This window comes from Arthrobacter sp. zg-Y1219, from assembly GCF_030125545.1.
Classification (GTDB): Bacteria; Actinomycetota; Actinomycetes; order Actinomycetales; family Micrococcaceae; genus Arthrobacter_B.
Map to the genome: position 1 here is coordinate 121,840 of NZ_JASKLY010000009.1, position 24,221 is coordinate 146,060.

Here is a 24,221-nt window from a genome sequence, read left to right on the forward strand (position 1 = left end):
TTCGATGTCCGCTGCATTTGATGGTCCGCCGCCGGAAATTCAGTCCCAGTGCGGCGGACGCTGCTCCAGCAGCCAGGAGTCGCGGTCCTCGGGAGAATCGCCCCAGACCCGCGGATCATCGTCAGCGGCCTTGGCCTTCAGTACCGACGGTTCGGCCGGCGGCGAAGATCCGGCCGGCGCCGCCGGCTCAGCGGCCGGCTCAGTTGCCGGCGCCGCCGGGGCGCCCCGAGCCGGGGGCCGGGGCGGCGGGGTTCCGCCGCTGGCCCGCCGGTGCGGCTTCCGCGGGGTCACGGCCGGTGCGCCTCCTGGTTGGGCGCCTGCGGGCCGGTCTCCTTGTCCTCTGCAACGGTTCCGCGTTCCCGGCTCCGGCTGCTGCCGTGGGGAACGACGGACTGGCTGCCGCGGCGCGCCAGCGATCCCCGCGCGGGGGCAACGGACCGGCCGGCTTTTTCATCGCCGTCCCTCGGCGCCGGCAGGTTCAGGTAGCGCCCCACCAGATCCGCGCAGGCCGACGGGTCGCTGAAGACCTCAATGGTCCACAGCGGCATGTACCGCCAGCCCAGCCGTTCCAGGAGCTGCGGCCGCAACCGGCTGCGCTCCCGAACACTCATGGTCCGGTACCGCTCGGTCCCGTCGGATTCGATCGCCATGGGTACCGTGGGATCACTCTCGCCGCCGGTGCGGTCAACGGTGGCCACGATGTCGATGGCCCCCTGATAGTGGTCCCAGACCTTCGCGCCGCGGGCCCGCAGCCGGTTGACCAGATCGGCCACCAAGGCGTCCTCTTCCATGATTCCGCCTGCGCCGTCAATGCCTGAGAAACCGGTGAAGGTAACCGCTGCATCGGAGCTTCGGACTGCGCCGGTCCGGGCGGACGGGCTCAGCTCACGGTTGATGAGCTCGTAGAAGTCGAGGGCGCCGTAGCCGAGCCGCGACTTGTCCAGATCCTCGGGCTGGAAACAGGTCAGGACATGCAGCTTGGCCCCCGCCCGCGTCATGGCGGTGAGGAACTTGCCGCGGCCGTCGGATGCCGACAGGGGGCCGAAGTTGTGCAGTGCGCGTCCGTGCGGGGTCCGCCCGAAACCGAGCGAGAAAATCACGCAGTCCCGCACCAGGCCGGCGGCGCGGTCCACCGGAACCACGCGGAAGGATTCCTTGCCCGGCGTGAAGAAGTCGGCGGCCCAGGGGAAATTGGCCATCTGCACGCGGATCGCTTCAGCCACACGCACGGCGTGCCGCGGACTGGCGGTGACGACGGCGAGCGACTGGTGCGGCCTGCGGCGGATGTGTTCAAAGACCAGATCCACAACCCGGTTGACCTCGGCTGCGACACTTTCGACACCCTCATGGTCGGCGCTGGGCATACCCGTGCCGTCCGCCAGATACTCCACGGTCAGCGCACCATCGTCCGAGGAAACCTCGCTGCCGCGCGGCAGTGTGGTCAGCCGGTCCTGATAGAAGCTTCGGCTCAGCTGACGCATCAGGTCCCGGTCCGTGCCGCGGTATACGGTGGACAGGGTCCGGGTCGGCAGAACCTGGGTCAGGGCTTCGAACGCACTGACGAGGTCGTGCTGCTCCCCCGCCGGCCGCACCGCTTCGACGCCGATGGTGAACGGACGCGGTCCGCCGAGCTGGCCGTCGCCGAAGGCAACAACCTGGGTGGCCCGGGCCAGTGCCGGCACGGCGGACTGGAGCGAGGTTGACTCGGCGTCCAGCACGATGACGGTATCGAAGGTCCGGTTCCCGGGCAGCACCATGGGCAGCACCAGCGGGCTTGCGGCCCAGATGGGCAGCAGTGCGGAAACGAGCTCCTCGGACTGGAAGCAGAGGTCCTGCAGCGCCAGGGGCCCGTTCTTGATGGCATCCCGCAGGGTCGCGGCGTCGGAGGCTGCGGCCTTGACTCCGCGGCGCCAGCGGTCGGCCAGGGCAGACCGCACCCGGGCGCTGCCGGAGGCGATGTGGGCGTTGTCCGCCAGCCGGTATTCGGCTTCGAGCCGGCGGAGGCTGTCGCCGTCGCTCATGGCGAGGTAATCGTCGCCGCTGATCATCGCCTCCAGCGCGGACTGCCACCAGGCGAGTTCGAGTTCGTAGCCCACCTGGCGGGGCAGGACTTCGCGGGCTTCCAGATCGTCCAGCAGTTCACCCAGGCCCTGGCCGCGCATCTCGTCGAGCAGGAGGGTCCGCTCGGGCAGGGTTTCGAGGGTTTCACGGTCCCCCGCCAGCGCATCTAGCTGCTTTTCCAGCTCGTCCAGTGTCAGCTCGGCAAGATCCGGCTTGGCCGGCGTGCCGTCGAGGATCCCGGTGAGGGTATCCAGCTGTTCCTTGACGGTGATGTAGGAACGGTTGATATCCGCAAGGCCCGTGGCCACTGACGGATGGCGCTGGGTGGTGGCATAGTGGGCCCACACGGCGCGCTGCTGCTGCACCTCGACGAGCGAGGAGTGCAGGTCCGAAATGTGCACGCCCGGCCGGATGTACTCCTTCGCCACGCGGCGCAGCCGGGAGCGGGTCATGGAGCTCATGTCCACGGCACGCTCACGGCGCCAGGAGGAGGACGCGGTCGCGGAGATCAGGTCGCTGACCGGACGGTCGAAAATGTCCGGGGTGAACTTGTCGAGGCTTTCCCGCACGGCAACCAGCAGTTCCAGCTGCTCGCCCCACTGGGCGAAGGTCTCGCCCAGGCGGATCTGCGAATGCTCGGCAACGGCCTGGACCTTGGCGCGCAGCTCGGGAAGATCCCGGGCCAGGCTCTGCGTCAGCTCGTAGGCCTCTTCGGTTTCCTTGCGGTTGAGCAGCTTGGCACCAAACCACGGACTGCTGGTGGCGGCACGGCTGAAGCTGCCCAATTCGGCAGCCCGGCGGAGCCGGCCCGTCAGTTCGGTGCGGTCAGTGATGCTGTCCAGGACGCTGCGCTTGAGCCGGACGGTCGTTGCGGGAGCCGGCGTCATGGAGGTGAGCTCGGCGAGGGACTGCATGGCCTGATAGGGAGAGCAGCCCCAGCGGCGTCGCACGTTGTGCAGCGACTTCACATGGTCGCGCAGCTGGTGGCGGTTGGACAGGAGGACCTTGTGCAGGCTCTCCAGCTCGGGCGCGGCAGCCTTCTCGTTCCGGACAATGGCGCGGACCAGCTGGTCCTTCAGCTGCTGCTCGGTGAGCCCGGCATTCAGCTGGAGGACGGCGGAGCCCAGGTGCAGCGCGTCGAGCTCGGAGACAAACTGGTTCAGCGTGCCGCGGCGTTCCGCAACGACGAGGACCGATTTTCCGGCGTGGACCAGCGCCGCAGCGGCGTTGAGCGCCGTCTGCGTCTGTCCGGTGCCGGGCGGTGAGGAAACCACCAGGGACTGGCCGTCCAGGATCAGGTCCAGGACGTCCTGCTGTTCGCGGTCGGCGTCCAGCAGCAGGAGCTCATCGGCAGGCAGCCGGTCGTCCAGCGGCGGAAGCCCCGGGTCGGTGGCATCGGGGGCGGCAGTGCTCTTCCCCCGGGCGGCGTCCATCAGGCCCCGCAGGATGGGGTGGGCGGGGTCCAGCGCAGCGTCGTCGGCGAGGTCCGAGAGATCGGCGAAGGTGGAGACGAGGAGCCGGTGCTCGATGTTGATGCCGCGGACGCCCTCGGTGACGGCCCGCAGTTTCTCCAGCACCGGATGGGGGTCAAAGCGCGCGGTGCCGTAGGCCAGCCTGGCGAGGGCCTCCACGTCGATGTCCAGGCCCTGCTCCTGCTGCAGGTGCCGCACAAACGCCGGATTCAGCGCTGCCTTGTCGGTCAGCTGCAGCTCATAGTCGTCCTGCGACGGATGCACGGTCAGCGACACCGGGGTCAGCAGCACCGGTGCGGTCAGCGATTCCGGGCGGACGGCGTCGTCGTCGGCGTAGCGCCAGGAGGCCGTGCCCGCCGCCAGGTATCCGACGTCGATCCCGCGGTCGGTGCCCAGTTCGTAGATCTTGGCGCGCAGGAGGCGCCCGGCCTTCATCGCGGCCCCGTACTGCTCCGAGTCGCGCAGCAGCGTGGACAGCCGGGTCCGGCGTCCTGCCAGCAGCTGGGCCAGGCCCGAGGGATGCGCGTGGGTCAGGTCGATGCTGTTGGAGGCTGAGGGGGTGAAATGGAGCAACGTGTCCGTTCCGGCCTGCTGTCCCAGTTGTCCCAGCCAGGGCAGCAGGAAGTCCGAGGCATTGTCCTCGGGATTCTGCTCAGACACTGGTGCCCTCTTTTCTGCACTTCCGCGCGGCGTTCTTGACCAAATTGGCATACCTTCCAAACTATCGCTTCCGACCGGCTTTCCCCGGCATAGCAACGCGGGGGACAGCCGGTCGGCTGTCCCCCGTGATCAATCTATTCCCACTCGATGGTTCCCGGCGGCTTGGACGTGACGTCCAGAACGACTCGGTTGATGCCGTCGACTTCGTTGGTGATGCGGTTGGAGATGCGTGCCAGCAGGTCGTAGGGCAGGCGTGACCAGTCAGCGGTCATGGCGTCCTCGCTGGAGACCGGGCGCAGGACGATCGGATGGCCGTAGGTGCGGCCGTCCCCCTGCACGCCGACGCTGCGGACATCGGCCAGCAGCACGACCGGCATCTGCCAGACCTCGTTGTCCAGGCCGGCTGCCGTGAGCTCGGCGCGGGCGATGGCGTCGGCACGGCGCAGCAGGTCCAGGCGTTCCTGGTTGACTTCACCGATGATGCGGATGCCCAGACCGGGGCCGGGGAAGGGCTGGCGGCCGACGATCTCCGCCGGCAGGCCCAGCTGGGCGCCCACGGCGCGGACTTCGTCCTTGAACAGGGCACGCAGCGGCTCGACGAGCTCGAACTTCAGGTCTTCGGGCAGGCCGCCGACGTTGTGGTGGCTCTTGATGTTGGCTGCACCTTCACCGCCGCCGGATTCGACGACGTCCGGGTACAGGGTGCCTTGGACCAGGAAGCGGATGGGTTCGCCCGCGGCCGCGGCTTCGGCCATGATGGCGCGTTCGGCCTCTTCGAAGGCGCGGATGAACTCGCGACCGATGATTTTGCGCTTGGTCTCCGGGTCGGTGACGCCGGCGAGGGCTTCGAGGAAGCGCTTCTGCTCGTTGGCGACGTAGAGGTTGACGCCGGTGGACGCCACGAAGTCGCGTTCCACCTGCTCTGCTTCACCCTCGCGCAGCAGGCCGTGGTCCACGAAGACGCAGGTCAACTGGTCGCCGACGGCGCGCTGCACCAGGGCAGCCGCGACGGCGGAGTCGACGCCGCCGGAAAGGCCGCAGATGACGCGGGAGTTGCCCACCTGGGCACGGATGCGCTCGACCTGCTCCTCAACGATGTTGCGGGTGGTCCAGCTCGGTTCCAGGCCGGCGCCCTTGAACAGGAAGTTTTCCAGCACTGACTGGCCGTGTGCGGAGTGCTTGACCTCGGGGTGCCACTGGACACCGTAGAGGCGCTTTTCCTCGTTGGCGAAGGCTGCAACCGGGGCGCCGGCCGTGGTGGCCAGGACATCGAATCCTGGGGGTGCTTCCTGGACGCTGTCACCGTGGCTCATCCAGGTGTTCTGGTGGTCCGGGGTGCCCTCCAGGATGGAACGCGAGCCGTTCACTGCGGTGGCGTCGGTGGAGCCGTACTCACGCAGGCCGGTCTTCGCGACCGTGCCGCCGAGGGCATTCGCCATGGCCTGGAACCCGTAGCAGATGCCCAGGACGGGAACGCCTGCTTCGAACAGGCCTTCGCTGACGGCGGGAGCGCCTTCCGCGTAAACACTGGAGGGGCCGCCGGAAAGAATAATGGCTGCCGGGTTTTTCGCCAGGATCTGTTCCGTGGTGTAGGTGTGGGGAACCACCTCGGAATAGACATCTGCATCGCGTACCCGGCGGGCAATGAGCTGGGCGTATTGGGCGCCGAAGTCCACAACGAGGACAGGGCGCTCTTCAATGGGAGGGGTCGCGGAATTAGTCACGGTTCAAGGATAGTCGCCGGAGCATCGGTGCCGCACATCGGCCGCATCGGCGACTGCAGCGCGATGCGGCCCCGATGCCGCCGGATTCAGCAGCCCGAGGGCGCGTCAGTAGCGCTTGGCCGCTTCCGGATGGGCCGCCAGCTCCGCCAGGACCTGCTTGTGCGTCCGGCTCTCCACGATGAAGGAGAGGAAGGGAACAACACCGCCCAGGGCGATCAGGACGAACTTGGAGAAGGGCCAGCGCATGAGCTGCCACAGCCGGAAGTCGGCCAGCAGGTAGACCACGTACAGCCAGCCGTGGGCGATGAGGACGCCGGTGAAGAGGTTCAGCGGTCCCACTGAAATCTCTTCGATTTTCATGCCGTACTTGAGGATCATTTCGATGCACAGCAGCAGCAGGAATACGCCGGTGACGTACGAGGACACCTTGTAAAACGTCAGGGCCGACCGTATCTGGGCGTGGGTGCCGCCGAACCGGCGCTTCTTCCGGCGTGGCCTCTTGGTTGCTGCGGGGGCTGGATCGCTCACTTTTGTACCTCACTGCTTGGGACCGGACGGCCGGCAGGCTGGCCGCCGCCATCGCCGTCGTTGTCGTCGTCGTCGTCGTATTCATCGTCGTCGTAGTATTCGTCGTCCTCGAGGGAACGGCGGTGGGCATCGGCAACCAGGCGCCACCACAGGAACACGGAGAACCCGGCGAACACCACCCATTCCAGGGCGTAGAAAATGTTCATCCAGTTCACCGTTGTTTCCTGCGGCTGGGCATCCACGTCCACGACGCGCATGTCCCCGGCCTCGGCGGCTTCCCCGTTCACGGTGACCGAGTCTGCGGTCACGAACGCCGAGTATCCCGGGGTGTCCCAGACATTGATCAGCTCGGCACTGGCCAGGCTGGGCAGGATCCCGTCCTCTGCCGGCTGGGCCACGGGCGCTTCCGGAGGCAGCAGGCGGCCGACGACGGCGGCCTCGCCGGAGGGTGCCGGAACGGCGTCGTCGGGGTCGGCAATCCAACCGCGGACCACCGGCATGACGGCCTCTCCGGGTGCTCCGTCGACGGCGAAGGCGGTGACCACCCAGTAGCCTTCCTCCCCGTCGTAGAGCCGGTTGTCGATCAGCACCGTGTCGTCGGTGCGGAAGGACCCGGTCATCGAGACCATCTGGTCGGCGGTGGTTCCGAACAGTTCCACGCCCGGAGTGAAGACTTCGGTCAGCGGCCGTACCGCTTCGGTGCGGTCGGTCGAGGCCGGGAGGTCACTCTCCGCCGTCGAAAACTGCCACTGGCTTAGGAGGACGAAGACCGTGGAGATCGCAAGGGCAAAGAGCAGCGCGGCGATCCAGCGGAGTTGCAGGGCAGTTTTCAGCACGCCTTAACCGTACTTCGTCAGCGTGTAGAAAACCCAATGCCTTCCGGCCCGCGCAGGCCGCCGCCTCGTTCGGAGCCCGGGCGGCCGTCAGTGGTCAAAAAACACCAGCGAGGAATTGATCAGTTCCGAAATGACTTCGGCATCGTGGGCCCGCCGCAGCGACTCCCGGAAGGCCGGGCGGAACAACGACCGGGCCAGGGTGGCCAGGACTTCCAGGTGTTCCGAGAAGGCGCCGGCGGGCGTGGCTATGAGCAGTATCACGGTGGCCGGACCGTCCGAGGCGCCGAAATCAATGCTGTGGCCGTACCGCGTGATGCCCACGGCGATCGAGGTTTCCACCACGTGTTCGCTGCGCGCATGCGGCATGCCAATGCCGCCGGGCAGTCCGGTGGCCATCTGGTGCTCCCTGGCATTCACCTGTTCCAGGAACGCCTCCAGATTGCGAATGCGTCCCTGCCGGTACATCCGCTCGGCGAGCTGCGCTGCCGCATCGGTGCGGTCGGCGGCTTCCAGTTCGAGGATGACCATGTCGGGCACGGTCAGGACCGCGCCCTTGGCGGTCAGGGAGAGCTCCGAGTCCACCTCAGGCCAGCGGCGTTATGTCGTGGGCCCTGAGGCGGGCGGCGTCCGCCGACACGTCGTCGGGCTGTTCCTGGCTGAGCCGTTCCGCTTCCACCCGAGCCTGGTAGTGGGCCACTTCCTGCATCACCCGTTCCTCGTCCCAGTTCAGGATGGGGGCCATCAGCTCGGCCACGACGGGCGCGGCGGACACCCCCCGGTCCCAGGACTCGATGGAAATGCGGGTCCGGCGGGCCAGGACATCCTCCACATGGCGGGCGCCTTCGGCGGTGGTTGCATAGACTGCTTCCGCCCGCAGGTAGTCATCAGCTCCGGGCAGTGCTTCCCCCAGCTCACGGTTTTCACGGATGAGCTCCAGCACCTCGGTGGCCAGGGATCCGTAGCGGTTCAGCAGGTGCTCCACCCGGGCCACATGCACGCCGTAGTGCTCGGCTGTGCGGTGCCTGAGGTTCCAGGCCGCTTTGTAGCCCACGGCGCCCAGCAGCGGGATGGTGGAGGTGCAGCTTTCAGGTACCTTTTCGTCCAGGGCGCGTGCCGCCTCGTCCACCGCGTCCTTGGCCATCACCCGGTACGTGGTCCATTTCCCGCCGGCAACGACCACCAGACCCGGGACCGGATGGGCGACAACGTGTTCGCGGGAAAGCTTGGCCGTGGAGTCGTTTTCCCCCGCGAGCAGCGGACGCAGCCCGGCGTACACGCCTTCAACGTCTTCCCGCGTCAAGGGCGTCTTGAGCACCTTGTTCACATGGTCCAGGAGGTAGTCGATGTCGGCCGATGTCGCGGCAGGATGGGCCTTGTCCAGGTGCCAGTCTGTGTCGGTGGTGCCGACGATCCAGTGCCGGCCCCACGGAATCACGAACAGGACCGATTTCTCGGTGCGCAGGATCATGCCGACCGTGGACTGGATCCGGTCCCGGGGCACCACCAGGTGCACGCCCTTGGATGCCCGAACCTTCAGCTGGCCGCGGTCAGTCACCATGGCCTGGGTCTCATCGGTCCAGACGCCGGTGGCGTTCACCACTTGGCGGGCGAAGACGTCGAATTCCCGCCCCGATTCGGTGTCCTTGACCCGGGCGCCAACCACACGCTCGCCTTCGCGCAGGAAGTCCACCACGGAGACCCGGTTGGCCACCACGGCGCCGTAGTGCGACGCGGTGCGGGCCATGTTGGCGACGTACCGGGCGTCGTCGACCTGGGCGTCGTAGTAGCGGATGGAGCCGATCATGGCGTCATCCTTGAGGCTGGGCGCGGCCCGCAGCGTTGCCTTTTTGGTGAGGTGCTTGTGCCTGGGCACGCCGCGGGAGTTACCCGAGGTCAGGCCCATGGTGTCGTAGAGCATGATGCCGGCACCCACGTAGGGGCGCTCGTAGAAGCGGTGGGTCAGCGGGTACAGGAACGGCACCGGCCGCACCAGGTGCGGGGCGATCCGCTGGATGAGCAGGCCGCGTTCCTTCAGGGCTTCGGAGACCAGCGCGAAGTCCAGCATCTCCAGGTAGCGCAGCCCGCCGTGGATGAGTTTGGAGGAGCGCGACGACGTGCCGGAGGCCCAGTCCCGGGCCTCCACCATGCCGACCTTGAGCCCTCGGGTCACTGCGTCCAGCGCGGCACCGGCGCCGACCACGCCGCCGCCGACGATCAGGATATCCAGTTCACCGCCGGGCTCCGCAGTGGAACGCAGTGCGGCCAGGGCGTCCTCCCGGTTGTCCGGGCTGAGTGCATCTTTGCTCATAGTCAAGATTTCCTCTCTGGATCCTGCCCCCGCTGCGCTCCCCTGCAGCTGCTCCCTGCAACTCTAGGCAACTACATGTTGGATAGGTAGGGAGAAACCAAGACCTCGATGCGCTGGAACGCTTTCACATCCGAATATCCGGTGGTGGCCATGGCGCGGCGGAGGGCACCCATCAGGTTGGACGTGCCGTTGGTGTGGTGCGAGGGTCCCCAGAGGACTTCCTGCAGCGGTCCCACGGTGTCCAGCCGGACCCGGTCGCCGCGCGGAAGCTCGCTGTGGTGGGCCTCCTGGCCCCAGTGCCATCCCTGGCCCGGTGCTTCCTCGGCGCGGGCCAGCGCGGAACCGAGCATCACGGCGTCGGCCCCCATGGCAATGGCCTTGACGATGTCGCCGCTGGTGCCCATGCCGCCGTCGGCGATCACGTGCACGTAGCGTCCGCCGGACTCGTCCATGTAGTCCCGGCGCGCTTCGGCAATGTCAGCAATGGCGGTCGCCATCGGAGCATGGATGCCCAGCGCGCGCCGGGTGGTGGTGGTCGCTCCCCCGCCGAAGCCCACCAGGACACCCGCGGCGCCGGTGCGCATCAGGTGCAGCGCCGGGGTGTAGCCGGCGGCGCCGCCCACAATGACCGGAACGTCCAGTTCGTAGATGAACTGCTTGAGGTTCAGCGGCTCGACCGTCTTGGAGACATGCTCTGCCGATACGGTGGTGCCGCGGATGACGAAGATGTCCACGCCGGCAGCCAGGACGGTCTTGTAGAACTCCTGGGTGCGCTGCGGCGTCAGCGATCCGGCGACGGTGACGCCGGCTTCCCGGACCTCGGCCAGGCGCGAAGTGATCAGCTCAGCCTGGATGGGCGCTTCGTAGATTTCCTGCAGCCGGCGGGTCGCTGCGGGGTTGAAGTTGTCTTCGCTCAGGACCGCGATCTCATCCAGCAGCGGCTGCGGATCCTCGTAGCGGGTCCACAGCCCCTCCAGGTTCAGCACGCCCACTCCGCCCAACCGCCCCATGGCGATGGCGGTGGCCGGTGACATCACCGAATCCATCGGCGCACCCATCACCGGCATGTCAAACTCATAGGCATCTATCTGCCAGCTGATTGAAACGTCCTGCGGGTCCCGGGTACGCCGGGACGGCACAATCGCCACATCATCGAGGGAGTAGGCTCGGCGCCCACGCTTGCCACGGCCAATTTCAATCTCGTTACTCACACCCCTAGGTTATCCCAGTGCGCGTCGTCGGCCCGAAAGCGCCCGGTATTGGTGCCGGCGGGGCGGGTTTCGGGCGGGGGTTCCGGCGGGTTTTGGGCGGTTCGGGCGGCACATGGGCGCGGTGCCCCGAACCCCGGCGGCCCAGTGCCCTAAACCCCGAAGGGCAGCCGCTGCGTGGTGCGCAGCGGCTGCCCTTCGACGAGAGAACCGGGTGTTTAGCGGCGGGTGCCGTAGTTCGGCGCCTCGGCGGTCATCATGATGTCGTGCGGATGGGATTCCTTCAGGCCGGCCGGAGTGATCCGGACAAACTTTCCCTTCTGCTTCAGTTCCGCGATGGTGCGTGCACCGGTGTAGAACATGGTCTGGCGCAGTCCGCCCACCAGCTGGTGGGCGACGGCGGACAGCGGGCCGCGGTACGGCACCTGGCCTTCGATGCCCTCCGGAATCAGCTTTTCGTCGGAGGGAACATCCGCCTGGAAGTAGCGGTCCTTGGAATAGGAGGTGTTCTTGCCCCGGCTCTGCATGGCCCCCAGGGAGCCCATGCCCCGGTAGGACTTGAACTGCTTGCCGTTGACGAACACCAGGTCGCCCGGGCTCTCCGCGGCGCCGGCGAGCAGGCCGCCGAGCATCACGGTATCGGCGCCGGCCACAATGGCCTTGCCGATGTCGCCGGAGTACTGCAGTCCGCCGTCGGCGATCAGCGGCACGCCGGCCGGGATGGCGGCCTTGGAGGCCTCGTAGATGGCGGTGATCTGGGGAACGCCGACGCCGGCAACGACGCGGGTGGTGCAGATCGAGCCCGGACCGACGCCGACCTTGATCGCATCGGCACCGGCATCGATGAGGGCCTGCGCGCCTTCGCGGGTGGCGGCCTGGCCGCCGATGATGTCCACGTGCGCGACTGCCGGATCCTTCTTCAGGCGGGCGATCATTTCCAGCACGCCGGCGCTGTGACCGTTGGCGGTGTCGACGACTAGGAGGTCGACGCCGGCCTCGACCAGGGTCATGGCGCGCTCGTAGCCGTCGCCGAAGAAGCCGATGGCGGCTCCGACGCGCAGCCGGCCTTCCTCGTCCTTGGTGGCGAGCGGGTATTGCTCGGCCTTGTCGAAGTCCTTGACCGTGATCAGGCCCTGCAGGCGGCCGTCGTCGTCAACCAGGGGAAGCTTCTCGATGCGGTGCTTGCCCAGCAGTTCAACGGTTTCCTCGGCGCTGATCCCAACCCGGCCGGTGATCAGCGGCATCCGGGTCATGACCTCGTTGACCAGGCGGCGGGGGTAATCGGCGCGCGGGATGAAGCGGGTGTCGCGGTTGGTCACGATGCCGAGCAGCTTGTTGTCCTCGTCCACGACCGGCAGGCCGGAAACGCGGAAATGGGCGCACAGATCGTCCAGTTCCAGCAGGGTGGCGTCCGGGGCGATGGTGACCGGATTGGTGATCATGCCGGACTCGCTGCGCTTGACGCGGTCCACATGCTCGGCCTGGTCCGGGATCGAGAGGTTGCGGTGGATCACGCCGAGGCCGCCCTGGCGTGCCATGGCGATCGCCATGCGGGATTCCGTCACCGTGTCCATGGCCGCGGAGAGCAGCGGCGTGTGCACAGTGATCCGCTTGGACAGGCGCGAAGACGTGTCTGCCTCGGACGGAATGACGTCCGTGGGGCCGGGCAGCAGCAGGACGTCGTCGTACGTCAGGCCAATGAAGCCGAACGGGTCATGCTCTGGGGACTGCTGGCTCAAAACTACGCCTCTTTCGCGAAGGACCGGAGGGATGGAGGGAAAACCGGAAAGGGACCGGTTGGCTCACCTACATCCTAAAACGAAAGACCGCCCGTCCCTATTCCAAAACCTTACGGGTGGCATCGGTCACAGCCGTTCCTTCCCGGCCCGCCGAGAGCGGGATTCCCACGTGCCTTCCCCCGTGCCTTCCCCCGTGCCCTCCCCGTGCCTTCCCCCGTGCCGGCACGTCCGCCGTCGTCCCCGGCGGCAGGGGCCGAACCGAAAAAAGCCCCGGTGCCGCAGCGGAATTCCGCTGCGGCACCGGGGCTCCAACCGTTACTTAGTGCTGGTGTCCGTGATCTTCTTCGTCGTCGGCCGGCTTCTCCACCACGAGGGCTTCAGTGGTGAGTACCAGTGCCGCGATGGACGCGGCATTGCGCAGCGCCGAGCGCGTGACCTTGACCGGGTCAATGATGCCGGCCTCGATCAGGTTCTCGTACACGCCGGTTGCGGCGTTGAAGCCGTTGTTGACCTCCAGGTCGGTGACCTTGGCGACAACAACCATGCCTTCGGCGCCGGCGTTCTCGGCGATCCAGCGCAGCGGCTGCGCCAGGGCGCGGCGGACCAGGCCCACAGCGGTGGCGGCGTCGCCTTCGAGCTTAACAACCTCGGGATCGGTGTCCAGGGCCTTGGCTGCGTGGACCAGCGCGGAACCGCCGCCGGCCACGATGCCCTCTTCCAGGGCTGCACGCGTCGAGGACACTGCGTCTTCGATGCGGTGCTTCTTTTCCTTCAGCTCAACCTCGGTGGCTGCACCGACCTTGATGACGCCAATGCCGCCGGAGAGCTTGGCCAGGCGTTCCTGCAGCTTCTCGCGGTCCCAGTCGGAATCCGTGCGCTCAATTTCGGCGCGGATCTGGGCAACGCGGTCCGCCACGTCGGATTCCGAACCGGAACCGTCAACGATGGTGGTGTTGTCCTTGGTGACCGTGATGCGGCGGGCGGAGCCCAGCACCTCAAGGCCAACCTGGTCCAGCTTCAGGCCCAGGTCGGGCGAGACAACCTGCGCACCCGTAAGGGTGGCGATGTCCTGCATCATGGCCTTGCGGCGGTCGCCGAAGCCGGGAGCCTTGACGGCCACGACGTTCAGGGTTCCGCGGATCTTGTTGACCACCAGGGTGGACAGGGCTTCGCCCTCAATGTCCTCGGCGATGATGAACAGCGGCTTGGAGGTTCCCAGCGCCTTCTCCAGCAGCGGCAGGAACTCGGCGACGGAGGAGATCTTGCCGGAGTTGATCAGGATCAGCGCGTCCTCGAGGACGGCTTCCTGGCGCTCGGCGTCGGTCACGAAGTACGGGGACAGGTAGCCCTTGTCGAACTGCATGCCTTCGGTGATGACCAGTTCGGTCTGCGTCGAGGACGATTCCTCGATGGTGATGACGCCGTCCTTGCCGACGGTGTCGAAAGCCTTGGCCAGCAGTTCGCCGATCTCCATGCTCTGCGCGGAGATGGCAGCGACGTGCGCAACCTGGTTGCCTTCAACTTCCTTGGCGTTTTCCAGCAGCCGTGCGGCAACTGCCTCCACGGCGATTTCCATGCCGCGCTTGAGCTGGCCCGGAGCTGCGCCGGCAGCAACGTTGCGCAGGCCTTCCTTGACCAGTGCCTGCGCCAGGACGGTTGCCGTGGTGGTGCCGTCGCCGGCAACATCGTTGGTCTTGGTGGCTACTTCCTTGGCCAGCTGGGCGCCGAGGTTTTCGTAGGGGTCATCCAGCTCCACCTCGCGGGCGATGGTCACGCCGTCGTTGGTGATGGTGGGAGCGCCCCAGGTCTTGGCGAGCACTACGTTGCGGCCGCGCGGGCCGAGGGTCACCTTGACGGTGTTGGCCAGCTTGTCGACGCCGGCCTCCAGCGAGCGGCGGGCGGAGTCGTTGAACTCCAATTGCTTTGCCATGTGTGTGTCCTTTCCGACAGCTACATCTGCACCTGCATCAGAAAACCCCGGCCAGATTGGCCGGGGTCTTCCTTTTTCAACTACTTAACGACGATGGCCAGTACGTCGCGGGCGGACAGCACCAGGTATTCCTGGCCGCCGTGCTTGACTTCAGTTCCGCCGTACTTGGAGTAGATGACGACGTCGCCTTCGGAAACATCCACGGGAACGCGGTTGCCGTTGTCGTCAACGCGGCCGGGGCCTACTGCGACAACTTCGCCCTCCTGGGGCTTTTCCTTGGCGGTGTCCGGGATGACGAGGCCGGAAGCAGTGGTCTGCTCGGCTTCGAGGGGGCGGACAACAATACGATCCTCAAGGGGCTTAATCGAGACCGACACTCGGGCTCTCCTTTGCGTAGTTACTAACGGATGTGGACCGTCGGTAGGCGCTGGCCGTCGTCGCGGTGCCGGATGGCGCTTCCCTCAGGAATTAGCACCCTCACTGGGAGAGTGCTGGTTCCTAACTTATGCAACGGTTAGCACTCGGTCAAGGCGAGTGCCAATATTGGCTCCGGCTACCCGGGTGCCGGGAGGCGATATAACGAAATGTGCTGCGCTTAACTTGCCTTAGCCTTACCTAACAGATAGTTTTCAGGGGCGCGCATTGATTAGCAAACACTTCTGTGTCCTATTGGCATTTTTTCCGTTTCCGGTTGCGGGGTTTCTCCGCCGCGCGGACCCGGACCCAAGCAGCTGGAGCCCATTACTGTGAAAAACACCCTCAAGTCCCGCATCGTCGCGGGCACCGCGCTGGCCTCTCTCCTCGCGCTGAGCGCCTGCGGAGCCGAGACGGCCGCCACCGCCGAAGAAGCTCCCGAGCCGACCAACGTCACCGTTGAGCATGCCCAGGGAACCACTGAAGTTCCGGTGAACCCGGAAACCGTCTACACCTTCGACCTGGGTGCCCTCGACACGATGGATGCCCTCGACGTTGATGTCGACGGCGTTCCGGCAGCCAACTTCCCCGACAGCCTCTCCAAGTTCGCCGGTGATGATTACACGAAGATCGGCTCTATGAAGGAACCGGATTTCGAAGCCATCAGCGAAGGCGCACCGGACCTGATCATCATCTCGGGCCGTGTTGCTGCCTCCTATGAGGAACTGAGCAAGATTGCGCCCACCATCGACCTGAGCGTTGATGCGGCTGATCCGATGGCTTCCTTCAAGGAAGCAACGGGCACGCTGGGCCGGATCTTCGACAAGGAAGAAGCCGCTGACGAGAAGCTCGCCGCCATCGACAAGCGGATCGAAGAGACCAAAACCGCTGCAGCTGACGCAGGAACCGGCCTGATCGTCATGACCAGCGGCGGCGAAATGACTGCTTACGGCGCCGGCTCCCGCTTCGGCATCATCCACGACGTCCTCGGCGTGACTCCGGTCGCGGAGATCAAGTCCGAAGGCAAGCACGGCGAGTCCGTCACCGCCGAATACATCGCCACCAAGAACCCCGACAACCTGTTCGTCATCGACCGCGACACTGCAGTCGGCGAAAGCGGCGAGGCAGCTGTTGCCGTGCTGGACAACGAACTGGTCAACGGCACCAACGCCGCCAAGAACGACCGCATCACCACGCTGGACGCCAACAGCTGGTACCTCGTGGGCTACGGCCTGACCAACGTGGACAGCATGGTCACCGAAGTCCAGAACGGTATTTCCTAACATCCCTCTCACCGCCTTAGGTTCCGGCACCGCTGCCGGAACCTAAGGCGAGACCGGACTTTTCTCATGAGCGCTCCCGCCGCGCCTGCCCCAGGCCCCGCTTCTCCCCCCGCATTGCCCCCGCCCTCCACTTCCGCCGCCGTCACCCGACGACGGCGGTTTCCGCGTACCGCGGCCAGCCTGGCGCTGGGGTCCGCAGCGGTCTTCGTGCTGGCTGTGGCGAGCATGTTCATCGGGGTCAGCGACGTTTCGCTGCCCTCGCTGCTGGCCGGGGATCCCGTGGCGTGGCAGGTCTTTTGGGTCAGCCGCGTTCCCCGCACCCTGAGCATCATCCTCGCCGGCATGGCCCTGAGCGTCGCCGGGCTCATCATGCAGCTGATGGCCCGCAACAAGTTCGTGGAACCGGGCACCGTCGGCACCGTGGAGTCCGCATCCCTGGGCATCCTGGTGGTCACCGTCCTGCTTCCCGGCGCCTCCATGATCATGAAGATGTCCACCGCCACCCTGTTCGCGGCAGCCGGAACCGCACTGTTCCTGCTCATCCTGCGCCGCCTGCCGATGCGCAACACGCTGATCGTTCCCCTGGTCGGCATCATGCTCGGCGGCGTCATCTCCGCCGTCACCACCTTTTTCGCTTACCGCACCGACCTGCTGCAAACCCTGAACAGCTGGATGGTCGGAGACTTCTCGGGCGTCCTGCGGGGCCGCTATGAGCTGCTCTGGATCGTCGGCATCCTGACGGTGATCGGCTACCTCGCCGCCGACCGCTTCACCGTCGCGGGCATGGGCGCCGATTTCACCACCAACCTCGGCCTGAACTACAACCGCGTGATGATGCTGGGCCTGGTCATCGTGTCCCTGATCAGCGCCGTCGTCGTCGTCAGCGTGGGTTCCATTCCGTTCCTGGGCCTGATCGTGCCGAACCTGGTCTCCCTGATGATCGGCGACAACGTCCGGCGGGCGGTGCCCTGGGTCGCCGTCTTCGGCGCCGGCTTTGTCCTGGCCTGCGACATCATCGGCCGCACCATCCGCTACCCATACGAAATTCCGGTGGGCGTGATCGTCTCCGCCATCGGCAGCGTCCTCTTCCTGTACCTGCTCCTGCGAAAGCGTGCCGCCCGTGGCTAACTCCAACCCGCTGCCGACGGCGATGGTCTCCTCCCGCCGGCACCCGGTGCGCTCTCTGCCGCCGAAGTTCTGGATCATCACCCTGGGAATTGCCGCGGCAGCCCTCGTCGCGGTGTTCATGACCATCGAGCTGCGGGGAAACCTCGGCTACATCCTGCCGCGCCGCGCCGTCAAGGTGGCGTCGATGATCCTGGTGGCTTACGCCGTCGGGGTCTCCACCGTGCTCTTCCAGACGGTGACCTGCAACCGCATCCTGACGCCGTCGATCATGGGCTTTGACGCCCTGTACGTGCTGCTGCAGACCGCCCTGGTGTTCGTGATCGGCGGCCAGGCCGTGCTCACGATGTCCGAGCCCGTGCTGTTCATCATCGAGCTCGTGCTCATGGTGGGCTTCTCCTTCCTGCTCTACCGCTGGCTGTTCACCGGCGGCGGCAAGTCCCTGCACCTGATGCTGCTGGTGGGAATCATCTTCGGCACCATGTTCCGGGGCTTCTCGTCCCTGCTCCAGCGGCTGATCGATCCCAGCGAGTTCATCATCCTGCAGGACCTGTTCTTCGCCTCCTTCAACAACGTGGACGGTGCCCTGCTGGGCTACTCAGCCGTCGCCGTCGCGCTGGTCAGCATCATGGCCTGGCGGATGCGCAGCTCCTTCGACGTCCTGGCCCTGGGCCGGGACATGGCCGTCAACCTCGGCGTGGACCATAAGAAGGCAGTGACGTCCACGCTGATCATCTGCTCCGTCCTGGTCGCCGTCTCCACCGCCCTGGTGGGCCCGGTGACGTTCTTCGGCCTACTGGTGGCCTCGCTGGCCTACCAGCTGTGCTCGCACTTCCGCCACGCCGCGGTGCTGCCCATCGCCGTGCTGCTCGGCATCATCGCCCTGGTCGGCGGGCAGCTGGTCCTGGAACGGATCTTCGCGTTCGACACGGCACTGAGCATCGTCATCGAATTCGTCGGCGGCATCGTCTTCCTTATCCTGCTGCTGAGAGGCAACGTCAAATGATCTCCATAACCGGCGTCTCCAAGTCCTATGCCAACCAACTGGTGGTCGACGGCGTGAGCGCCGACATCAAGGAAGGCGGCATCACCTCGATCATCGGGCCCAACGGTGCCGGCAAGTCCACCCTGCTGTCGATGATTTCCCGGCTGCTGCGCATGGACAGCGGATCGGTGCTGGTGGACGGGCTGGATGTCAGCGCCACCGGCGGCAAGGAGCTGGCCCGGAAGATGGCCATCCTGCGCCAGGACAACCAGCTCACGGTCCGGCTGACCGTGCGTGATCTGGTGGGCTTCGGCCGCTACCCGCACAACGGCGGACGCCCGACCATCGCGGACAAGGCCTTCATCGACGAGGCCATGGCCTATCTGGACCTGACGGCCCTGGCGGACCGGTTTGTCGACGAGCTCTCCGGCGGACAGCGCCAGCGCGCGTTCATCGCCATGGTCCTGGCCCAGGGCACCGACTACCTGCTGCTGGACGAACCGCTGAATAACCTGGACATGAAGCACTCGGTGGAGATGATGCGGCTGCTGCGCCGGCTCACCGACGACTTCGGCAAGACCGTGGTGCTGGTCATCCACGACATCAATTTCGCCTCCTGCTACTCCGACGACATTATTGCCATGCGCGAGGGCCGGCTGATCCACCAGGGGCCGCCGGTGAAGATCATGCAGCCGGAGGTGCTGCGGGACATCTACGACATCGACATCCGGATCGAGGAGATCGACGGCAACCGGATCGGCGTCTACTTCGCCTAGCTTCCTCCCTGCAGGAACCTCTTGGCGAACAGATCTTCGCCCCGCGCCATCAACCGGTCGGCTTCCTTCATCCATGCCGGCTGGAGGAATTTCGGCATCCAAAATATTCCGCCAACGCCGAGCAGCCAACTGGTAAACAGTGCCAGGCCAAAAGGCACCGTCAGGGCCTCGAGGTCGGCAACCGAGACAAAATGGGCAGAGGCTATCAGCATGATGAAGGTACCCAGATAGGTGGTGGCCAGCGAAGGCTTACCGGGGAAAAAGTCGTCTACCGCCAGAAACCGAAGGAACTTTTTCCGGTAGGTGAGGATCCCCACGAGGCAAAGGAAAAGGCCCCACGGGAAAAGGATGGCAAACAGCGCCCAGTAGTTGGTGGTCGGGTCCATTCCGTTTGCCTGCCTTCTTGCGGTATTTCCCGCCGTTCACGGTGATGTGCCTGGCGGTCTCTATCTTCGCCCCTGGCCCAACAAGCCTATCGCTGTCCTTCATTCAGGCCGGCCGGTGGTCATCTAGGCGGTCCCGTCCGACGACGACGCCCGCACCCGTGCCAGCCGCTCCACCGCCTCGGCCAGCACCTCCGGGGAGCAGGCGAAGTTCAACCGGGCGAAGCCGCTGCCCTGCGGCCCGAACCGGTGCCCCGGTTCCAGCGCCACCCGGGCCCGTTCCAGGGCCACGGCAGCCGGATCCTCACCCCAGCCGAGCCCCCGGAAGTCCAGCCAGGCCAGATATCCGGCGGCGGGCGGACGGTATACGAGTCCGGGCAGCCGGGCCGCCAGCAGCTCGCCGAGCAGCCGGCGATTATCCTCCAGCGCGGCCATGACGGCCTCCAGCCAGGGCCCGCCGTCGTTATACGCGGCCACGGTGCCGTGCAGGCCCAAAATGCTGGTCTGGGCGGCAACCTCGTCCGGCATGGAGTCCAGCTGCAGCCGGGTGCGTTCGCTGGAGGCCACCATCACCGCGCACTTGGTGCCGGCAATGTTCCAGGCTTTGCTGGCTGCGGTCACGCACAGGCCGTACTCGCGGGCATTCGCGGAGACGGAGAGGTAAGGCGTGAACGAGCCCGGCGCGTAGGTCAGCGGAGCATGGATTTCATCGCTGATCACGGCCACTCCGTATTTGGCCGACAGGTCGGCGAGCGCCCGGAGGATTTCAGCCGAATGCACCAGGCCCAGCGGATTGTGCGGATTGCACAGCAGCAGGGCGTCGGCTCCCTTGGCAAACGCGCGTTCCAGCGCCGGCAGGTCCAGCTGCCAGCCCCTCCCCGTGAGCAGCAGTGGAACTTCCACCACCGAGGCGTCGGCTTCCGGCGGCAGCTCATAGAAGGGCGGATAGACCGGCGGGGTGATGACCACGCTGCCGTCCATCGGAACCGTCTGCCGCAGGCACTCGACGATGGCCACGCTGACGTCGGTGGTGGTCCGCACGTCCCCGGGATCCACCGCCCAGTTCCAGGTCCGCCCGGCGTACCCGGCAAAGGCACCGGCGACCGGTTCCGGGCCGGCAATGTAACCCGTGTCCGACGCCAGGACCCGGTGAATGATGGCCTGCTGCACGGGCTCGGCCAGCGGATAGTCCATTTCCGCCACGAACAGCGGCAGGACGTCCGCCGGGTAGGTCTGCCATTTCGCGCTGGTCCGGGCTCGCAGCGCGGCCAGCGGCTCCGCCGCGATCTTCATCATGCCGCCCAACCTACAGCTAACGTGCCCGGCGGCAGAAGAACTAGGCTGGTAGGCATGCCGGATACCTCCCTCGCCCATGTTCTGACCTCCGAAGGCTGGGAACTGCTGAACTCCCTCGGCCCGTACCTGGAGTCCGAGTCCTTTAAGCTCAACAACGATCTGCGCAAGGCCGGGCACTCCCCCGAGGTGGTGGCCGCCGTCCTGACCCAGGCCAAACTGCGGATGAAGGCCCGGGGCAAGTTCGGCCCGTTCGCCGAGCACATGCTCTTCACCGCGCCGGGGCTGGAGCAGGCCACCCGCCTGAATGTCGCGGCGCTGCATGCCCAGCGGTACGTTCAGGCCGGCTTGGAGAAGGTCGCTGACCTGGGGTGCGGAATCGGCGCGGATTCCCTGGCGCTGGCCACGCTGGACCGGCAGGTGACCGCCGTCGAGCTTGATGAAATCACCGCCGCCGCGGCCACCATCAACCTGATGCCCTGGCCCAACGCCAAGGTGGTCCAGGGCGCCGCCGAAGAGTTCGACCTCGGCGGGTTCGACGGCGTGTGGCTGGATCCGGCGCGCCGGACCACCTCGACCTCCGGCACCACCCGCATTTTTGATCCGGAAGCGTTTTCTCCGCCGCTGTCCTTCGTGGAATCACTGGCCGACGCCGGCCTGCCCGTGGGCGTGAAGATGGGCCCCGGAATTCCGCACGAGGCGCTGCCGAAGAACTGCGAAGCGCAGTGGGTGTCAGTGGACGGCGACGTGACCGAGGCGACCCTGTGGTTCAATGCCCTGCGCCGTGACGGAGTCCGCCGCGCGGCCCTGGTAATCGGAGCCAACGGTGCCGCGGAGCTGACCTCACCGTTCGACTACGTGCCCGGCGGCGAGGACGTCGCCGTCGGTCCCGTGGATGCCTACCTGTACGAGCCCGACGGCGCGGTCATCCGCGCGGGGCTTGTCGCCGACGTTGCCCGCTCCCTGGACGGTCACCTGCTGGATCCGCACATTGCCTACATCGGTGCTCCCGAGCTGATGGCGACGCCCTTCGCACGCGCCTACCGGGTGCTCGAGGTGCGCCCCTACAACGTCAAGGCGCTCAAGGCCTGGGTGAAGGCCAACGGCATCGGTGTCCTGGACATCAAGAAGCGCGGCATGTCGGTCACTCCCGAGGAGCTGCGCAAGCAGCTGCTCACCGGGTCCGGCAAGGGACCGAACAAGGCCACGCTGGTCCTGACCCGGCTGGGTGAGGACCGGGTGGCCATTGTGGTGGAGCCGGTGGTCTCCGCCGCCTAGGCAGATGCGGAGATCCGCGCGGAGACGGCCGGGTCAGGCGCGGGAGAACTCGCTGGCAGCCCGCACCTGCTCCGGCGTGGGCCGGACCCCGGTGTAGAGCACAAACTGCTCCTCCGCCTGGAGGGCGATCACTTCGGCACCGGTGATGACCTTCTTGCCCGCTGCGCGCGCTGCGAGAACCAGGGGCGTTTCGGCGGGGAGCGCGACGACGTCGAACACCGTCCGCGCGGCCGCAACCGCCGCGTCGTCCAGGGACTGGACCGCCTCGTGTTCCCCGGTCATGCCCAGCGGAGTGACGTTGATGATGAGGTCGGCCGTAATGCCCGCCGCCTCTGCCTGCCAGTTGAAGTCGTAGCGGTCGGCAAGTGCCCGTCCGGTGCCTTCGTTGCGGGCCACAATGGTGACGTCGGAGAATCCGGCGTTCCGCAGCGCAGCGGCGACCGCCTTGGCCATGCCCCCGGATCCCTGCAGCAGCACGGACCAGGCGACGGGGATGTGGTGGTCGGCCAGCAGCCGGGCTATCGCCAAGTAGTCGGTGTTGTAGGCGGTGAGGACGCCGTCGTCGTTCACTATCGTATTGACCGAGCTGATCGCCTCCGCCGACGGATCCATCCGGTCCACCAGCGCGATGACGTCTTCCTTGTACGGCATGGAAATGGCGCAGCCGCGGATCGGCAGGCCGCGCACTCCCGCAATTGCCTGGGCCAGATCCGTGGGCGCGAAGGCCTTGTAGACGTAGTTCAGGTCCAGCAGGTCGTAGAGGTAGTTGTGGAAGCGCGTTCCGATATTGGACGGCCGCGCAGCGAGGGAAACACACAGGGTCATGTCTTTATTCAGAATGGGCACGATCCCATTATGGCCTTCGAGGCTTCCGGGGGAATGGTGCGCGGGCCGGCTCGTTGATGGATTGCCGGCACTTGACAGTTAGGATTGAACCGGGTTCTCAAGCGCGATGATGCGGGACCGGGTCCTCCACAGATTACGCAGTACAGCAGGAGTCAGTTTGCAAATCGGTTTCGCCCAGTCGGCCCAGTCAACACTCGGCGTTGAATGGGAACTGGCCCTTGTCGACCGGACCACGGGAGATTTGGTCTCCGTGGCTGACAAGGTCCTGCGCGGCGTCAGCGCCGCTTATCCGGGCCTCACCGAGGATGACGAGCACCCGCACATCAAGCAGGAGCTGCTCGAGAATACGGTGGAGCTGGTGACCGGCGTCTGCAACACGGTCGCTGATGCAAAAGCGGATCTCTCTCGATCCCTTGAAGCCCTGCGCCGGGTCACGGACCCCATGGGCGTCGAATTGTTCTGCTCCGGATCTCATCCGTTCAGCGCTCCCCGGTCGCAGCCCATCACTGACAAGGAACGCTACGCCAAGCTGATTGACCGCACCCAGTGGTGGGGCCAGCAGATGCTGATCTACGGAGTGCACGTGCATGTGGGCCTGGATTCGCGGGACAAGGCACTGCCCGTCGTGGACGGCCTGGTGAACTATTTCCCGCACTTCCAGGCGCTGTCAGCGTCCTCTCCGTACTGGTCCGGCGAGGACACCGGCTATGCCTCCCAGCGGGCCCTTATGTTCCAGCAGCTGCCCACCGCCGGCCTGCCCTTCCAATTCGGGTCCTGGGCGGAGTACGAGTCCTATGTGCAGGACATGTACACCACCGGAGTGATCGACTCAATCAGCGAGATCCGCTGGGACATCCGCCCCGTGCCCAACCTGGGCACCGTCGAAATGCGGGTCTGCGACGGCATGGCCACCATTGAGGACGTCGGCGCCGTGGCAGCCCTCACCCAGTGCCTGGTGGAGGAGTTCTCCACCATCCTGGACAACGGCGGCAGCATCCCCACCATGCCCCCGTGGCATGTGCAGGAGAACAAGTGGCGTGCCGCCCGCTACGGCCTCGATGCCATCATCATCTTGGATGCTGCCGGCAACGAGAAGCTGGTCACCGACCACCTTCTCGAAGATGTCCTGCCGCGTCTGGCACCCGTCGCCGAAAAACTGGGCTGTGCAGCCGAGCTGGCCGACGTGGCCGTGATCATCGAGCGCGGCGCCGGCTACCAGCGGCAGCGTCGCGTGGCCGCAGAAAACGGCGGCGACCTGCGTGCCGTCGTCCAGGACGGCATCCGGCAGCTGCGCGGCGAAGCTTAGGGTCACCGGGGGCCGGGTTGGGTGCCGGGCGGGCGGCCGGGCGGGCGGCCGGGCGAAGCGCCATGG

The 24,221-nt window shown here is 66.4% G+C and carries 20 protein-coding genes; 6 read left to right on the forward strand and 14 right to left on the reverse strand.

Annotated elements, in window-relative coordinates; all coding sequences use genetic code 11:
• Window positions 1-39: 39 nt before the first annotated feature.
• The 11 genes from QNO00_RS05300 to groES form a co-directional block, all read right to left on the reverse strand.
• Window positions 40-291: a hypothetical protein gene (locus QNO00_RS05300; RefSeq protein ID WP_284023867.1), complete on the reverse strand. Its 252-nt coding sequence runs from the start codon at window positions 289-291 to the stop codon at window positions 40-42.
• Window positions 288-4,193 carry a DUF4011 domain-containing protein gene (locus QNO00_RS05305; RefSeq protein ID WP_502863121.1) on the reverse strand — a complete coding sequence of 1,302 codons (3,906 nt, stop codon included), beginning with the start codon at window positions 4,191-4,193 and terminating at the stop codon, window positions 288-290. Before QNO00_RS05305 ends, QNO00_RS05300 begins: the two co-directional genes overlap by 4 nt.
• A 134-nt stretch (window positions 4,194-4,327) precedes the next feature.
• Window positions 4,328-5,917, reverse strand: a complete 1,590-nt coding sequence (guaA, locus tag QNO00_RS05310) for a glutamine-hydrolyzing GMP synthase (protein ID WP_229964928.1) — start codon at window positions 5,915-5,917, stop codon at window positions 4,328-4,330.
• A gap of 105 nt (window positions 5,918-6,022) precedes the next feature.
• Complete coding sequence (locus tag QNO00_RS05315) at window positions 6,023-6,445, reverse strand: DUF3817 domain-containing protein (protein WP_229964927.1); 423 nt, start codon at window positions 6,443-6,445, stop codon at window positions 6,023-6,025.
• The gene (locus QNO00_RS05320; protein ID WP_284023869.1) at window positions 6,442-7,281 is read right to left on the reverse strand and encodes an SURF1 family protein; all 840 of its coding nucleotides are present in this window, start codon (window positions 7,279-7,281) and stop codon (window positions 6,442-6,444) included. The genes QNO00_RS05315 and QNO00_RS05320 overlap by 4 nt, the downstream gene beginning before the upstream one ends.
• A gap of 87 nt (window positions 7,282-7,368) precedes the next feature.
• Window positions 7,369-7,809, reverse strand: coding sequence for a PTS sugar transporter subunit IIA (locus QNO00_RS05325; protein ID WP_229965062.1), 441 nt, complete (start codon window positions 7,807-7,809; stop codon window positions 7,369-7,371).
• 55 nt (window positions 7,810-7,864) lie between these two features.
• The gene (locus QNO00_RS05330) at window positions 7,865-9,589 is read right to left on the reverse strand and encodes a glycerol-3-phosphate dehydrogenase/oxidase (RefSeq protein WP_229964925.1); all 1,725 of its coding nucleotides are present in this window, start codon (window positions 9,587-9,589) and stop codon (window positions 7,865-7,867) included.
• 71 nt (window positions 9,590-9,660) lie between these two features.
• Entirely contained in the window at window positions 9,661-10,800 is a 1,140-nt protein-coding gene (locus QNO00_RS05335; protein ID WP_284023870.1) for a GuaB3 family IMP dehydrogenase-related protein, read from the reverse strand.
• A 215-nt stretch (window positions 10,801-11,015) separates the two neighbouring features.
• Entirely contained in the window at window positions 11,016-12,536 is a 1,521-nt protein-coding gene (guaB, locus tag QNO00_RS05340) for an IMP dehydrogenase (RefSeq protein ID WP_284023871.1), read from the reverse strand.
• Window positions 12,537-12,855: 319 nt separating this feature from the next.
• Window positions 12,856-14,466: a chaperonin GroEL gene (gene groL / locus QNO00_RS05345; protein WP_229964922.1), complete on the reverse strand. Its 1,611-nt coding sequence runs from the start codon at window positions 14,464-14,466 to the stop codon at window positions 12,856-12,858.
• Between the two features lie 80 nt (window positions 14,467-14,546).
• Window positions 14,547-14,843: a co-chaperone GroES gene (gene groES / locus QNO00_RS05350; protein ID WP_152219702.1), complete on the reverse strand. Its 297-nt coding sequence runs from the start codon at window positions 14,841-14,843 to the stop codon at window positions 14,547-14,549.
• Between the two features lie 369 nt (window positions 14,844-15,212).
• Here groES and QNO00_RS05355 point away from each other — a divergent pair, with 369 nt between their 5' ends.
• From QNO00_RS05355 to QNO00_RS05370, 4 genes are all read left to right on the forward strand, one after another.
• Window positions 15,213-16,163, forward strand: a complete 951-nt coding sequence (locus QNO00_RS05355; RefSeq protein WP_284023872.1) for a siderophore ABC transporter substrate-binding protein — start codon at window positions 15,213-15,215, stop codon at window positions 16,161-16,163.
• Window positions 16,164-16,229: 66 nt separating this feature from the next.
• Window positions 16,230-17,291, forward strand: a complete 1,062-nt coding sequence (locus QNO00_RS05360; RefSeq protein ID WP_269439122.1) for an ABC transporter permease — start codon at window positions 16,230-16,232, stop codon at window positions 17,289-17,291.
• On the forward strand, window positions 17,284-18,294 hold the full coding sequence (locus QNO00_RS05365; protein WP_284023873.1) for an iron chelate uptake ABC transporter family permease subunit: 1,011 nt from the start codon (window positions 17,284-17,286) through the stop codon (window positions 18,292-18,294). The genes QNO00_RS05360 and QNO00_RS05365 overlap by 8 nt, the downstream gene beginning before the upstream one ends.
• Window positions 18,291-19,049 carry an iron ABC transporter ATP-binding protein gene (locus tag QNO00_RS05370; protein WP_229964919.1) on the forward strand — a complete coding sequence of 253 codons (759 nt, stop codon included), beginning with the start codon at window positions 18,291-18,293 and terminating at the stop codon, window positions 19,047-19,049. The genes QNO00_RS05365 and QNO00_RS05370 overlap by 4 nt, the downstream gene beginning before the upstream one ends.
• On the opposite strand, the gene QNO00_RS05375 is transcribed toward QNO00_RS05370, so the two are convergent.
• Complete coding sequence (locus tag QNO00_RS05375) at window positions 19,046-19,435, reverse strand: hypothetical protein (protein WP_284023874.1); 390 nt, start codon at window positions 19,433-19,435, stop codon at window positions 19,046-19,048. The genes QNO00_RS05370 and QNO00_RS05375 overlap by 4 nt on opposite strands.
• A gap of 123 nt (window positions 19,436-19,558) precedes the next feature.
• A complete protein-coding gene (locus tag QNO00_RS05380; RefSeq protein ID WP_349643466.1) occupies window positions 19,559-20,728 on the reverse strand; it encodes a MalY/PatB family protein in 1,170 nt (389 codons plus the stop codon).
• 54 nt (window positions 20,729-20,782) lie between these two features.
• Here QNO00_RS05380 and QNO00_RS05385 point away from each other — a divergent pair, with 54 nt between their 5' ends.
• Window positions 20,783-22,003, forward strand: coding sequence for a THUMP-like domain-containing protein (locus tag QNO00_RS05385; RefSeq protein ID WP_284023875.1), 1,221 nt, complete (start codon window positions 20,783-20,785; stop codon window positions 22,001-22,003).
• Between the two features lie 33 nt (window positions 22,004-22,036).
• Here QNO00_RS05385 and QNO00_RS05390 read toward each other — a convergent pair whose 3' ends face one another.
• Complete coding sequence (locus QNO00_RS05390; RefSeq protein WP_284023876.1) at window positions 22,037-22,849, reverse strand: shikimate 5-dehydrogenase; 813 nt, start codon at window positions 22,847-22,849, stop codon at window positions 22,037-22,039.
• Window positions 22,850-23,006: 157 nt separating this feature from the next.
• On the opposite strand from QNO00_RS05390, the gene QNO00_RS05395 reads away from it, so the two are divergent.
• Window positions 23,007-24,155: a glutamate--cysteine ligase gene (locus tag QNO00_RS05395; protein ID WP_284023877.1), complete on the forward strand. Its 1,149-nt coding sequence runs from the start codon at window positions 23,007-23,009 to the stop codon at window positions 24,153-24,155.
• Window positions 24,156-24,221: the final 66 nt, after the last annotated feature.